13 protein-coding genes and 1 tRNA gene are annotated in these 12,872 nt (G+C 64.1%); 7 read left to right on the top strand and 7 right to left on the bottom strand.

What is annotated here, in order from left to right; genetic code table 11:
• Positions 1-11 precede the first annotated feature (11 nt).
• Genes B0G38_RS01450 through B0G38_RS01425 form a run of 6 tightly spaced genes read right to left on the bottom strand, consistent with a single transcriptional unit; the run spans position 12 to position 7,535 of the window.
• Positions 12-1,805, bottom strand: a complete 1,794-nt coding sequence (locus B0G38_RS01450) for a protein kinase domain-containing protein (protein ID WP_264667784.1) — start codon at positions 1,803-1,805, stop codon at positions 12-14.
• Positions 1,802-3,250, bottom strand: coding sequence for a peptidoglycan D,D-transpeptidase FtsI family protein (locus tag B0G38_RS01445; RefSeq protein ID WP_264667783.1), 1,449 nt, complete (start codon positions 3,248-3,250; stop codon positions 1,802-1,804). Before B0G38_RS01445 ends, B0G38_RS01450 begins: the two co-directional genes overlap by 4 nt.
• Positions 3,247-4,683, bottom strand: coding sequence for an FtsW/RodA/SpoVE family cell cycle protein (locus B0G38_RS01440; protein WP_264667782.1), 1,437 nt, complete (start codon positions 4,681-4,683; stop codon positions 3,247-3,249). The genes B0G38_RS01445 and B0G38_RS01440 overlap by 4 nt, the downstream gene beginning before the upstream one ends.
• Positions 4,676-6,310 carry a PP2C family protein-serine/threonine phosphatase gene (locus B0G38_RS01435; protein ID WP_264667781.1) on the bottom strand — a complete coding sequence of 545 codons (1,635 nt, stop codon included), beginning with the start codon at positions 6,308-6,310 and terminating at the stop codon, positions 4,676-4,678. The genes B0G38_RS01440 and B0G38_RS01435 overlap by 8 nt, the downstream gene beginning before the upstream one ends.
• 2 nt (positions 6,311-6,312) lie before the next feature.
• The gene (locus B0G38_RS01430) at positions 6,313-6,795 is read right to left on the bottom strand and encodes an FHA domain-containing protein FhaB/FipA (protein ID WP_169992157.1); all 483 of its coding nucleotides are present in this window, start codon (positions 6,793-6,795) and stop codon (positions 6,313-6,315) included.
• The gene (locus tag B0G38_RS01425; RefSeq protein ID WP_264667780.1) at positions 6,795-7,535 is read right to left on the bottom strand and encodes an FhaA domain-containing protein; all 741 of its coding nucleotides are present in this window, start codon (positions 7,533-7,535) and stop codon (positions 6,795-6,797) included. The genes B0G38_RS01430 and B0G38_RS01425 overlap by 1 nt, the downstream gene beginning before the upstream one ends.
• A gap of 426 nt (positions 7,536-7,961) precedes the next feature.
• On the opposite strand from B0G38_RS01425, the gene B0G38_RS01420 reads away from it, so the two are divergent.
• Together B0G38_RS01420 and B0G38_RS01415 are read left to right on the top strand one after the other, a co-directional pair.
• A tRNA-Leu gene (locus B0G38_RS01420) sits at positions 7,962-8,044 on the top strand.
• 109 nt (positions 8,045-8,153) lie between these two features.
• On the top strand, positions 8,154-8,534 hold the full coding sequence (locus B0G38_RS01415) for a VOC family protein (protein ID WP_264667779.1): 381 nt from the start codon (positions 8,154-8,156) through the stop codon (positions 8,532-8,534).
• Positions 8,535-8,613: 79 nt separating this feature from the next.
• Here the strand turns inward: B0G38_RS01415 and B0G38_RS01410 are convergent, their stop codons facing one another.
• Positions 8,614-9,009, bottom strand: a complete 396-nt coding sequence (locus B0G38_RS01410; protein WP_264667778.1) for a DUF5997 family protein — start codon at positions 9,007-9,009, stop codon at positions 8,614-8,616.
• A gap of 124 nt (positions 9,010-9,133) precedes the next feature.
• Here B0G38_RS01410 and B0G38_RS01405 point away from each other — a divergent pair, with 124 nt between their 5' ends.
• The 5 genes from B0G38_RS01405 to B0G38_RS01385 all read left to right on the top strand — a co-directional run bounded on the left by B0G38_RS01405 (position 9,134) and on the right by B0G38_RS01385 (position 12,858).
• Positions 9,134-9,934 carry a LysR family substrate-binding domain-containing protein gene (locus B0G38_RS01405; protein WP_264667777.1) on the top strand — a complete coding sequence of 267 codons (801 nt, stop codon included), beginning with the start codon at positions 9,134-9,136 and terminating at the stop codon, positions 9,932-9,934.
• A 53-nt stretch (positions 9,935-9,987) separates the two neighbouring features.
• Positions 9,988-10,776 carry an inositol monophosphatase family protein gene (locus tag B0G38_RS01400; RefSeq protein WP_264667776.1) on the top strand — a complete coding sequence of 263 codons (789 nt, stop codon included), beginning with the start codon at positions 9,988-9,990 and terminating at the stop codon, positions 10,774-10,776.
• Between the two features lie 27 nt (positions 10,777-10,803).
• Positions 10,804-11,601: an enoyl-CoA hydratase/isomerase family protein gene (locus tag B0G38_RS01395; RefSeq protein ID WP_264667775.1), complete on the top strand. Its 798-nt coding sequence runs from the start codon at positions 10,804-10,806 to the stop codon at positions 11,599-11,601.
• A gap of 134 nt (positions 11,602-11,735) precedes the next feature.
• Positions 11,736-12,278 (top strand): YceI family protein, encoded by a 543-nt coding sequence (locus B0G38_RS01390; protein WP_264667774.1) that lies wholly within the window; start codon positions 11,736-11,738, stop codon positions 12,276-12,278.
• A gap of 214 nt (positions 12,279-12,492) precedes the next feature.
• Complete coding sequence (locus B0G38_RS01385) at positions 12,493-12,858, top strand: hypothetical protein (protein WP_264667773.1); 366 nt, start codon at positions 12,493-12,495, stop codon at positions 12,856-12,858.
• Positions 12,859-12,872 lie beyond the last annotated feature (14 nt).

Genomic DNA, 12,872 nt, shown 5'->3' with positions numbered 1-12,872 from the left:
GTTCACAACGCTTATCCCTCCGCGTCCGGGACGGTTGTGGGCAGGGTGAGCGTTTCTTCCGGCTCCTGGGTCTCTTCGGGACCGGAAGAGACAATGTAGGTGACGGTGGAGCCTTCGGGGACGGCAGTGCCCGGCGCCGGATCCATGCTGATCACAGTGCCGGCGGGGGCGTCGTTCGGTTCCTCGCCCCCGTTCTGCGGATTCAAGCCGAGCTGCAGCAGGGACTCGCGCACCTGCTGCTCCGACTGGCCGGAGAGCCCGCCCGGGATATCGACGGTGCCGGGGCCCTCGGAATAACTCACCGTGATGGTCGCGCCCGGTTCCACCGAGCCGGACGGACTGATGTCGGTCACCAGGCCCTCCTCGACGTCGCTTTGCACCGGGTCGCCGACGACGCCGAATCCGTCGTTCTCGAGCTGCGTACGGACTTCTTCGAAGGGGCGGCCTTGGAAACTCGATGCTACGAGCTGGACGGTATCCGGCGTCGAGGGTTCATCCGCCGTGTTTGTTGGAGCGTCTTGGGTCTGGGCGGGTGTGGTCTCGGTGGCTTCCGTAGTGGTGGCCGTAGCCGACCTGCTGGTTGTCGACGACGTCGCAGCCGGAGGCGGTGTGGACTCATCATCCGTTGCGGTGAGCAGGGGGACCAGCCAGGCGCCGAGCACAGCGAAGAGGATCAGCGCGATCAATCCGATCAGCGGCCAGGTCCACGGACTGCGCCTCTTGCGAGCGTCCTGCGGCGGCACTCCGCCGTCGTCGTCGTCAATATCGGTTTCGGTCCAGGCGCGCTCGGCGCCCACACCGCCGGCCGCGGCAGCACCTGCAGCAGCGCCAGCACCGCCGACGGCAGGAAGCTGCGAGGTGCCGGCGTCAACGGCCCGCGTGGGAGCCGTCCCTGCGGACGGGACCGGGGCGGTAACCGCGCTGGTAGCCGCGTCGCCGCCATCGAAAAGGAGCATGCCGGGAACGGCGGCCTCGGCCGCGCGGATGTTACCGGCGCGGATGGCCTCGGCAGCCTCGGCCAGCTTCTCGGCCGTGGCGGGACGGTCGGCGGGATCCTTGGCAAGCATGGACATCAGCAGTGCGCGGATCGGGCGCGGCAGGTTTTCCTGCAGCGGCGGCGGCGTGTCATTGACCTGGGCCAGGGCAATGGCGATCTGCGACTCCCCGGAGAACGGGCGCGCGCCGGAGAGGCATTCGTAACCGATCACGCCGAGCGAATAGATGTCGCTCTGGCCGGTAGCGGTCTGGCCGGTCGCCTGTTCCGGAGCAAGATACTGGGCCGTACCCATGACCTGGCCGGTAGCGGTCAGCGGAACCTGGTCGGCGAGGCGGGCGATGCCGAAGTCCGTGATCTTGACCCGGCGGTCCGGCGTGATCAGCAGGTTTCCGGGCTTGATGTCGCGGTGCACCAGTCCCTGGGCATGTGCGACGGCGAGGGCCCGCGCGGTCTGCGCGATCAGCGACAGGGTACGGTCCGGCGAGAGCACGCGTTCGCGCTCGATAATCGTGGACAGCGGCTGGCCGGGAACCAGCTCCATGACCAGATACGCGGAGCCTTCCTCTTCGCCGTAATCGAAGACATTGGCGATGCCCACGTGGTTCAGCAGTGCTGTGTGACGTGCTTCGGCCCGGAAGCGGTTCAGGAAGCCCGGGTCACCGGTGTACTCCTCTTTGAGGATTTTGACGGCAACAATGCGGCCAAGGACCTTGTCCTGTGCCTTCCAGACTTCACCCATGCCGCCAATGGCGATACGTTCGGTGAGCTGGTATCTGCCGCCTAAGGTGATACCCGATGTAGGCCTCACTTATTTAACACCGCCTCTAGGAGTTTCTGAGCGTTCGGACTAGTCAGTTGGGAGCCGGTGGCCAGGTTCACATCTTCAATGACGATGCTGACCACTGCTTCCGGGTCATCGGCGGGAGCGAAACCGGTGAACCAGGAGTTATTGCCCTCGCTGCCGGCCATCAGCTCGGCGGTTCCGGTTTTACCTGCAACCTCGACGCCGGGAATGGCAGCTCCGTTGGCAATGCCGCGGTCCACGGCGTTGACCATCCACTGCTGGATGAGCTCCGCATTCTCTGCGGACAGGGAACGCTGCAGTTCTTCGGGTTCCGGGCTGTCAAGCACCCGCAGATCGGGGGCGCGGACCGTGCGTACAAGATTCGGCTTCATCAGGACGCCGTCATTGGCAATGGCGGCGCTCACCATAGCTACCTGGAGCGGAGTCACGCGGACGTCGTACTGGCCGATCGCGGCCTGGGCCAGCAGGTCGTCGCTCATGCCGGTGGGGAACTGGCTGGCGGTAACGGGAATCGGAATCTTGTAGGCCTCGCCGAAGCCGAACTTCCGAGCCTGCTCGGCAATGGCGTCCTCGCCGAGGTCCATCGCGATCTGTGCAAAGGGCGTGTTGCAGGACTGCTCCAGAGCGAAGGAGAAATCAACGGTGGTACGAGCCGCGCAACCGCCGTTGACAAAGTTCGGCAGGGAGATGTTGGTTCCGGGCAGGGGCAGCTCGGCCGGGTTGTCCAGCTCGCTGTCCGCGTCGTATTCGCCGGACTCGAGGGCGGCTGCGGTGTCGACCAGCTTGAAGACCGAACCCGGTGCCAGGAGGCTCTGCGTGGCCGGATTGGTGAACGGCGAGAGACCGGCCACTTCCTCCAACTCGGCCATGTTCGAGGTGACTTCCTCGGTGTTATGTCCCGCCAGTAGGTTCGGGTCGAAGCTGGGCTTGGAGGCCATGGCCAGGATGTTTCCCGTATCCGGTTCCATCACCACGATGGACCCCTTCATCCCGTCGGGGATCATGTCGAAGGCCATCTGCTGAAGCTCCGGATCCAGCGTCAGCTCCACCGAAGCACCTTCGACCTGGGACCCCGAGAACAGCTGAAGGATCCGGTCATAGAAGAAGTCGTTGCTGTTGCCTGACAGCTCCTCGTTCATGGCTGCTTCCATTTGCGTGGCGCTGTAGACCAGCGAATAGAACCCGGTGATGGGTGCATAGAGTTCGGGCTCGTTGTAGACGCGCTGGTACTCGAACTCGTCGTCGGACGGGACCGACTCCACAATGGGATCTCCGCCGACCAGAATGGCGCCGCGGTTCTTATCGAAGTTCTTGTACAGGGTGCGGCTGTTCCAGTCATTGGCATTGAGGTCGTCGGCCTCAAAGAACTGCACCACTGTCAGGGAACCGAAGAGCAACGCGAACATGGCTATCGCGACTACCCACGTATTTCTGATGGCCTGGTTCATGGCTTCTTCACCTCCACTGTGCGGTGCGGATCCTGGTTCTTGGCGGGCTTGCTGCCCAGGGCTTTGATGCGTGCCAGGCCCCGTTGCCGTGGCTGGCCGCTGCTGATCGGACCGGTCATGGCGGGCCGCCGGGCGGCGTCGGAAATCAGCAGCAGCAGCGCGATGATCAGCCAGTTGGCGAGCAGGGAGGAACCGCCGGCCGCCATAAAGGGTGTGGTCAAGCCGGTCAGCGGAATCAAGCGGGTGACGCCGCCGATGACTACAAAGCACTGCAGTGCCAGTGTGAAAGACAGGCCTGTGGCGAGCAGTTTGCCGAAGGAATCGCGGGTGCCGAGGGCGGCGCGGATGCCGCGGCTGACCAGCAACACGTAAAGCATGACAATGGCCGACAAACCGATGAGGCCGAGTTCTTCGCCCATCGCGGCGATAATCATGTCGCTGTTGGCGAAGGTAACGAGGTCCGGCCGTCCCTGGCCCAGTCCGGTGCCGGTCAAGCCGCCGCTGGCCAGACCGAACAGGCCCTGGACAATTTGGTGGCTGCCGCCGATGCGGTTGTAGACCTCCGGGTCAAAAGCGTTCAGCCAGCCGTCGATCCGGGCGGTCACATGCGGGAAGAGCTTGAAGGCGACAAACCCGCCGAACGCGATCATGACCAGGCCGATCAGGATCCAGCTGACCCGGCTGGTGGCAATGTAGATCATCGCCATGAACAGTCCGAAGAAAAGGATGGAGGAACCGAGATCCCGCTGGAAAATCAGGACGCCGATGCTGACGAGCCAGGCGACCACCATGGGGCCCATGTCTTTCCAGCGCGGCAGCTGCAGGGGGCCCAGCTTCTTGCCGGCTAGCAGGATCAGGTCCCGGTTTGTCGATAGATAACCGGCGAAGAATATAGCGAGGGTGATCTTCGCAATTTCACCTGGCTGGAAGGTGGCGAACCCGAGGTTGATCCAGATCCGCGCCCCGTTGAGCTCCATGCCGATGCCGGGCAGGAGGGGAAGCATCAGCAGGACGGCGCTGACAATCAGGGAAATGTACGTGAAGCGGCGCAGGACACGGTGGTCCCGGAGTAGCCAGATCACAGCGATGAGGACAGCGATGGCCATGCCGGTCCAGAGCAACTGACGGTTCGCGGCTTGGTCTCCGGTTGCGATGTCAATCCGGTGGATCATGGCCAGACCGAGACCGTTCATGGCGGTCACGACGGGAAGTATTATCGGGTCGGCATATTTTGCACGGATGCGCAGCACTATATGCACGGCGAAGACTAGGAAGATGAGTGTAGACCCCTGAACGAAGAAATCCGAGTCAAGGGCCTGGTCCTGGTCCAGTCCGACCAGGAAATTCGCGCCTACGCCGACAGCAAGGGCAAGAATAAGCAGCAGCAACTCAACGTTGCGGCGGGGCTTGGGGATAGTCGTGATGTTACTCAACGGGACCACCTAGGCATTCGGGCGGAATGGTCGGCGTCGGCTGCGGTGTTGGGGTCCCGCCGGCGGCGGAAGCGGTTGGCCTTGCCGTCGACTCTGCTGCCTCCGGCGACGGGGATGCCGTCGGGGACGCCGACTCAGAGGGCGAGGAGGTAGACCTCTCACCGCCCGGCGTTGGCGTGGGCACGGGATCAGGACAGTTCCGGCGGCTGGTGACCCGCAGGCTTTCCACGATTTCTTCGGCATGTTCCAGATCCCGTGCCGGAATGCTGGAGTTCAGCCGCTGCTGCTGGTACACGGGCAGACTCTCCAGCCGGATGTTGTAAGCGGTGTCCAGATGGGACAACTCGATGGGACCGATGTTCTGCGAGACCCCATTATAGATCGCGACCCGGCCCTCAAACTGGCTAACGAAATACTGGGTCTGGGTCCAGAGATAGCCGAACCACAGGACGGCCACCAGGAGGATGGACATCACGGCGAGAAAAGCAGGCACAATCCAGCCGCGCCGTACGGGCTCCTCCGGTTCATCGTCAGCCGGGCTTTCGGCGGAAGGGGCCTTGTGGGTGAGCAGAGCGGCAGCGCGGCGTTGCGTGGAGTGCTGGGTAACGATCGGGATCTGGCCGGTCTCCGTGGCAAGGGCAGCGGCACCTACCAGCACGTGCGGCCGGGTGGAGAGTTCGCGACGGATCAAGTCGGCCCGTACCGCGCCGATGGGATTGCCGGACAGGTCCACGGCGTCCGCCGCGCCGTCCGCGACGGACGCAGCTGCGGCGGTGCCGTCGTCGTTATTTTGCCGGCCGGTGGAAGCAGTGGCAGCGGGGACGGCAGCAGCATCGTCGATCAAGGCGTCGTCGGGCTCCGGCTGCGTATTCAAACGGACGGCTGCGGCGGCCAGATCCGCTTCGGTAGCCTCCACTACTTCGACCATGACAACGGTGACATTGTCCGGCGCCCCGCCCTCAAGCGTGAGCTCCACGAGTTTGTCCACCGTGTCCTGGAGCGAATCCGAATAGCGGACCGCGTCTTCGATCACGTGGTCCGGCACGACGGCGTCGAGCCCGTCCGAGGACAGCAACCACTTCTCGCCGGCCTCGGCGGGGTGTGAAGCCAGATCCAGTTCCGGGCTGGCATCCACATCGCCCAAGACCCGCATCAGCACATTGCGGTGCGGATGCACCTCCGCCTCTTCGGGACGCAGCCGGCCCTCATCGATCAGCCGCTGGACGAAGGTGTGGTCGATGCTGACCTGTTCGAAGGTGCCGTTCTTGAGCCGGTAAGCGCGGGAGTCCCCGATATGCGCGAACTCGAGCCGGTCATCGTGGAGCAGCAGGGCCGTCACCGTGGTGCCCATGCCGGCGAGCTTGGGGCTGGTCTGCACAAGCTCGGAAAGGATGGAGTTGGCGGTCTGGATTTCGTCGGCCAGGACGTTGGCGGGGTCCTCGTGGTCGCTGCGGTCCAGATGGACCAGGTCCAGCACAGTGGAAGCGGAGGCGACATCGCCGCCCGCGTGGCCGCCCATGCCATCTGCCACAACAGCCAGATGGTGCCCGGCGTAGGCGGAATCATCATTCTTGGAACGGGACTTGCCTACATCCGACCGCGCCGCGTAGCGCAGGATCAATGCCATGGCTATGGCCTCAATTCAATGACCGTCTTACCGATCCGGATGGGAGCGCCGGGTTCAACCGGCAGGGCGCGTGTCAGTTGCGTATCCCCTAAGTAGGTTCCGTTGGTGGAACCCAAATCCTCGATGAACCAGCGGCTGCCCTGAGGGAACAACCTGGCGTGGCGGCCGGACGCATAATCGTCCTCGAGCACGAGTGTTGCTTCCTGCGCCCTGCCCAGCAGGATCGGGCTGGCGGCGAGGTCAAGCGTCTTGCCTGCCAGGGGGCCTTCGACGACGATCAGTCTGTGCGCCTGAACGCGCGGCGGTGCGGCATGCTGCTCGGCCAGATCCGGATTCTTGCGAGCCTGTCGTGCCGTCGGGGCACCGGTCTTGTCCTTTTTGCCGATCATCAGGTCCCGGCGCAGTGCGGAGATGATGCTGATGATCAGGAGCCAGAGCAAGATCAGGAATCCGAAGCGCAGGGCGGTTACTACCAGATCGTCCATCAGGCCCCGCCGCCCCGTGCCGGCAGCAGACGGAAAGTAATGCGGGTACGGCCCATCGTGATCACGGTCCCGTCAGACAGGTCCTCCTGGCCATGGATGCGCTGGCCATTGACGAAGCTACCGTTGGTGGAGCCGAGATCCACGGCAGTGGCGGATCCACCTTCCGTACGGATTTCAAGATGCTTGCGGGAGACCCCCGTGTCGTCGATGAGGATATCCGCTTCGGATGACCGGCCGAGAATAATGGATGGTGCGTTCAAAGAATAGCGCTGGCCTTCGATCTCCAGGACGGGCTGAAGTCTGGTGGGTTGGCGGGCAGGCGCCGCCGGCGTGGCCGGTCTGCGTGGCTGGGACGCCGGCGCAGCACCGGACTTTTCCGCCGAGGAATCGATTTCAAAATCCCCGGGCTTGAGTTCGTCGTCCTGATTAAAGGAAACGCGTACCGCACCCTGCAGCGTGTACTTCTGGCTGTTCACGTGGTTGATCACCACATCGCACAGTTCTTCCGCCAGGGTAGAGCCCCACTGCTGGGCCATGGCGTAATCAGCACCGCTGAGCCGGACCTCGAATACATTGGGGGCAAGCGTGCGTCCCTGGGCCAGAGTGATGGAGCGGTTGTCGAGCTCGCGGCGCAGACGGCTCGCGATTTCCACCGGCTGGACCTGGCCTTTTCCGCCCACCGAGAAGGCACCGCGGACCATCTTTTCGATGCCGCGTTCAACGTTATCCAGTAAGCCCACTGGCTGCCTCCTCTCCTTGGTATAGCGGTCCGCGCATGCCACGAGGGCACGCCCGTAGGACGATTATCCACTTCGATACTACTTGTGACTGGTCCAAAAGGCTTTAACGGTAACGTTTCCCCGCCACCGAAAGTTGCGGTGCAGTGGCGAAGGTCACCTTGGGTGCTCATGCTCCATTTTCCGTCTCCGGCAGTGTTCCAGAGCGAGCGGCGGCGTTCAACTCGGCGTGCACGTTCCGGTGGCTTGCCCGCGAGAAGCCGTGTGTTTCAGGGGATGCAAGGGCCCGCATCCTGTCCCAATGGACTTGGGCGCGCTTCTCAACGCCCTCGGTTTTGGTGCGTGAATCGGTCGATTGGGAATTTCGGCAGGTTTCAGGCTAGTATTGATCTCGCTGTTCTTGCAGGAAACGATCTGCAAGGAAGTTGCGCGCGAGTGGCGGAACGGCAGACGCGCTGGCTTCAGGTGCCAGTGTCCGAAAGGGCGTGGGGGTTCAAATCCCCCCTCGCGCACGCAGAACTTCAGCCCCGGTCTTCGGACCGGGGCTGAAGTGTTTAAGGCGTGCCCCGAGACGCTCCCGCGCCTTCCCCGCAGCGCGACGGCCGAGGTAGTCTTCACGGCATGCGTATCAAAATGTGTAGCATCCATGTCCAGAACCCCGCCGAAGCGTTCAAGTTCTACACCGAAACGCTGGGCTTCGAGGAACTCATGGCGATGCCGGAACACCAGTTATTCATCGTTAAGTCGCCGGACGAGGGGCAAGGCGCCGGCCTGCTCTTGGAACCGAGCGACAACCCTATTGGCGAGGCCTATATGAAGGGCGTGTACGACGCCGGTATGGCCGCCATTGTTTTCGGCGTTCCCGATGTGCAGGCGGAATATGAGCGGCTCACAGCAAAGGGTGTGAAGTTCACCGGGGAACCGGAGGTGGATCCCAGCGGTGCGATGTCAGCGGTCTTCGATGACAGCTGCGGAAACCTGATCCAGCTCCACCAGGACTGACGGCCGACGCCGCACTCTTCGTCCGCCGCGGCGCCGAGAGCCGGACGGCTGGACGGCCGGACGGAGAGTGCGGTACCGGCTACTTGGCTTTCTTGTCTTCGTCCTTCTTGGCTTCGTCCCTGAGACGCAGCTCCTCGGCACGGACCGCGGCGAACGAAGCACGTTCGGCGACCAGCCACTGCGGCGGGTTCTGCAGCAGCGCGGTAATTTCCGCCGTCGTCAGGGGTTCGGTGACCCCGCCGCGGGCGAGACCGCTGATGGACACGTTGAGTTTCCGGGCCACCTCGGGGCGGGGATGCGGACCGCTGCGGCGCAGCTCTTCAAGCCACTGCGGCGGATTGGACTGGAGTTCGCTGAACTCTTCGCGCGACACCGGGTTGTCCTGGAATTCCTGCGGGGCGGCCGGGAGATAAATGCCCAGCTTCTTGGCTGCCGTGGCAGGTTTCATGGACTGGGAGGATTTCGCGCTTGTCATGGCTCAAGCGTAACTGTCTTGGGCTAAGGTGTTGAAGAGCTTGGTGCGGCCCCTCGCTGGGACTGCCTGCGCGGCCGGCGCCGGAACAGACGAAACGTCGGCCAGGCCGGCCGGAAGGAGCGGCATGGATGCACAAGTACCGCCGCTGCCGGCCTTGAAGATAGCGATCGTGCCCGGCGTGACGCCGGGGAAGTGGGTCCGGCGCTGGGAAGAACGCGTTTCGGACGTCCCGCTCACCGTTTTCGCTTGCGAAGAAGCCGAACAGGCCGCTGTGCTGTGGGATGGCCGGGCGGATCTTAGCTTTGTGCGCTTGCCGGTGGACCGTGAGGGCCTGAGCATCATCCCCTTATATACAGAGGTGCCGGTGGTGGTCGCGCCCAAAGACCACGACGTAGAGCTTTACGACGACGACGTGCCGCTGGCCGAGCTGGACGGCCAGAACTTCCTGGATCCGGTGGAAATGGGCGGAGCCAAGACCGGCGTGGAAGTGGTGGCCTCCGGTGCCGGACTGATGATCCTGCCGATGTCCGTGGCGAGGCTGCACAACCGCAAAGACGTGGTCTACAGGCCCCTGTCGGGCGCTCCCGAAACGCAAATCGGGGTGGCCTGGATAACCGACAGGACCAACGAAACCATCGAAGAGTTCATCGGGATTGTCCGCGGCCGCACCGCCAACAGCTCCCGGCAACCGTCCGCCCAACAGGAGGCCGGACAGAAGGACTCTAAAGCCGGACGCAAGCCGGCCGGAGGAAGCGGCGGCAAAGCAGGCCAGGCGAAGGGGAGCCAGCCAAAAGGAGGCCAAACGGCGGGCAAGGCCAAGAGCGGCTCCGGCAAAAGCGGCTTTGCAAAAGGCAGGCAGCCAAAGGGTGGGCCGGCAAAGGGCGGCAAGCCGCGGGGCAAAGGCCCGCGCAAGGGCGGCCGCTGACCCGCCGGCGCCCGGCGGCAGAGGCTGACCGGCTTCGCCATTAGGGTGGAGCTATGACTTCACCCGAGATCCCCGAACACCTTGACGACGCCGAGCTCGCCGCCTGGCTGGTGCGCTCCGCGGGCACACTGGCGGCAGGAATGCGTGCCGCCGTGGTGACGTTCGAGGAAAAGACGAGCATTTCCGACGTCGTCACCGCAGCAGATCATGCGGCCGAGCAGCTGGTGGTGGAGACCCTGCGCCGGGTCCGTCCCGACGACAGCATCCTCGGTGAGGAAGGCTCCAGCCACACGGGCACTTCCGGGCGCACCTGGGTCATCGACCCGGTGGACGGGACCTACAACTTCTTTACCGGCGGCACCTACTGGTGTGCTGCCATCGCCCTCAAGAGTGACGACGGCGGCCTGCTCGGTGCCATCTACCACCCCGCCGAGGATGCGCTGTGGATCGGCGGGGACGGTCTGCCGACCACCCGCAACGGCGTTCGGACCGATGAGGCCATGAGCGCCCCATTGGACCAAAGCTGCGCTTCCGCGTACCTCCACCACACGTACCTGCGGGATCCTGCCGCGGCCGAGCCTTACATGGCAGCCGTGCTGGGAGCGGCCACGTACCGTACCTGGGGGTCGGCGTCCTGTGAGCTGGCGGCGACTTCGGCCGGTATCTTCGGTGTGTGGTTCCAGCAGGGCCTGCCGGAATGGGATTGGCTCCCGGGCAAAGCCCTGGTGGAAGCGGCAGGCGGGGACACCGCCGTCGTGCATTTAAATGGTTACCGCTGGTATGTAGCCGGTGGAAAAGCGCAGGTGGCGGACGCCGTCGCGCTGTTGCAGAGCCGGGCTTAGCCCGAAAGGATCCGGAAGGGAATGCCCATGGAGAAGACGTACGAAACCATCCAGCTGGAGTGCCTCGGCGAGCTGGCCACCGTGGTGATCAACCGGCCGGAGGCGCTCAATGCGCTGAGCACGCAGGTGGTGGCCGACCTGACCCAATTCGTGGCGGACGTCCAGTCGCCCGAAGGCGCGGAAGTGCGCAGCATCCTGATCACCGGATCGGGGGAGAAGGCGTTCGCGGCGGGAGCAGACATCCGGCAGATGGCCGACATGACCCCGGCCCAGGCCCGGGACTACAGCGCCGGCATGCAGGACCTGACCCGGTCGCTCGAACAACTGGCTATTCCCGTGATGGCGTGTGTGAACGGATTCGCGCTCGGCGGTGGACTGGAGCTGGCCATGGGCTGCGACTTCATTTATGCCACGGCAAACGCCAAGTTCGGCCAACCCGAAGTGAACCTTGGCCTCATCCCCGGCTTCGGCGCTACCGTGCGCCTGCCGCACTTGGTGGGGCTGGCCCGTGCCAAGGAGTTGATCTACACCGGGCGGACCATCGGGGCCGAGGAGGCTTACCGGATCGGATTGGTCAACGCGGTGTTCGACAGCAAGGACGATATGCTCGACGCCGCTGCGGCCACGTGCCGCGAGATCGCCGGAAAGTCTCCGGCCGCCGTCGCCAACGCCAAGCGCACTGTGGATGCTGCCGCGGGTCTGCCGACCGCTGAGGGGCTGATGGTGGAGCGGAAGGCGTTCGGAGCGGCCTTTGCTACCGAGGACGCACGGATCGGAACCAAGGCCTTCCTGGCGAAGGAGAAGCCCGAATTCACCGGGAAGTAGGCGGATCAAGTTCTGGAGGACGGGCGGTTCCTCCGAGGTCGGTTGACACATCAACTAAATAGAGGACATACTAGATGCATATGCATGATTATTGCAGGGAGGCATCCCGGCATCTACGCCTAGGAGGCACCGTTATGGCTTTTGAACTCACTCCCGGAACCTGGAATCTGGACACTTCGCACACCGAGATCGGCTTCGTGGTCCGCCACGCCGGCATCAGCAAGGTCCGCGGCCAGTTCACCGAGGCCGACGCCACGCTGGTGGTCGGCGATTCCCTGGCTGCGTCCTCGGTGGAGGCCACGGTCAAGACCGCGTCCTTCGACTCGAACGACGACAACCGCGACGGCCACGTCAAGAGCGCCGACTTCTTCGACGTGGAGCAGTTCCCGCACATGACCTTCAAGGCCAACGAGGTCCAGGGCAGCCCGGAGGAGTTCAAGCTGGGCGGCGAGTTGACCATCAAGGACACCACCAAGCCGGTGACGTTCGACGTCGAGTTCGGCGGAATGGCCGTGGACCCGTTCGGCTCCACCCGCGCCGGCTTCTCCGCCAGCACGCAGATTTCCCGCAAGGAATTCGGCATCACCTGGAACGCGGCCCTCGAAGCCGGCGGCGTGCTGGTGGGCGACAAGGTCACCATCACGGTCGACGCCGCGTTCGTGCTGCCGGCCAACTGATCCGAAAGCACCCGCCGGCCGTGCCGGCCCGCTGAGGCGAACGCCCGCTCCCATTCCGGGGCGGGCGTTCGTTTTTGCCGTATGCCGGAGCGGATCCTCAGCAGTCTTACTACTTCGTTGCCGGTACTGGTCATGTTATGTACCGTTGGAAATAGGCGGCCACTCTCTGAAGCACGACGGTTTCAAGTCAGTATCCAACTGGAAGAGGATGATCATGGCAAGTGTCAATGAAACGACCGATCCTGATGATGCTTCGACCGGAACCTCCGGGACTGCCGGGGCCGATGCGGCAACGGGTGCATCCACGGGCGGGACCGGGGAGAAAGACAATAGCTTGGGCAGCCGGGATTACTACGGCGGCACCGGGGCCGGCGGGTTTCCGCCGGGAGGCACCAACGAGGACGACCTGCCTATCGAAGACCCCGCCGCGCGGTCGGACAAGCCGCTCCTGGATGATCCGGCACTCGGCGAGACCTCCAAGGTTCCGCTCCAGGATGTCCCCGGCGGAACTCTGAATGACCCGGACAATGAGCCCGATCCGGACACCGATGAGACGGGCCGGAACGCAGCAGGGCGCTGACCCACCCCGTCGGC

Source organism: Crystallibacter permensis (assembly GCF_025960875.1).
Classification (GTDB): domain Bacteria; phylum Actinomycetota; class Actinomycetes; order Actinomycetales; family Micrococcaceae; genus Crystallibacter; species Crystallibacter permensis.
This window is presented reverse-complemented; position numbering and strand designations above follow the sequence as displayed.

Bases quoted from the DNA above. Each gene is read 5' to 3' on its own strand.
- B0G38_RS01435 (WP_264667781.1), bottom strand. From the start codon at position 6,310: ATGGCATTGATCCTGCGCTACGCGGCGCGGTCGGATGTAGGCAAGTCC.
- B0G38_RS01400 (WP_264667776.1), top strand. From the start codon at position 9,988: ATGACTTCACCCGAGATCCCCGAACACCTTGACGACGCCGAGCTCGCC.
- B0G38_RS01385 (WP_264667773.1), top strand. From the start codon at position 12,493: ATGGCAAGTGTCAATGAAACGACCGATCCTGATGATGCTTCGACCGGA.
- B0G38_RS01410 (WP_264667778.1), bottom strand. From the start codon at position 9,009: ATGACAAGCGCGAAATCCTCCCAGTCCATGAAACCTGCCACGGCAGCC.
- B0G38_RS01405 (WP_264667777.1), top strand. From the start codon at position 9,134: ATGGATGCACAAGTACCGCCGCTGCCGGCCTTGAAGATAGCGATCGTG.
- B0G38_RS01430 (WP_169992157.1), bottom strand. From the start codon at position 6,795: ATGGACGATCTGGTAGTAACCGCCCTGCGCTTCGGATTCCTGATCTTG.
- B0G38_RS01390 (WP_264667774.1), top strand. From the start codon at position 11,736: ATGGCTTTTGAACTCACTCCCGGAACCTGGAATCTGGACACTTCGCAC.
- B0G38_RS01395 (WP_264667775.1), top strand. From the start codon at position 10,804: ATGGAGAAGACGTACGAAACCATCCAGCTGGAGTGCCTCGGCGAGCTG.
- B0G38_RS01415 (WP_264667779.1), top strand. From the start codon at position 8,154: ATGCGTATCAAAATGTGTAGCATCCATGTCCAGAACCCCGCCGAAGCG.
- B0G38_RS01445 (WP_264667783.1), bottom strand. From the start codon at position 3,250: ATGAACCAGGCCATCAGAAATACGTGGGTAGTCGCGATAGCCATGTTC.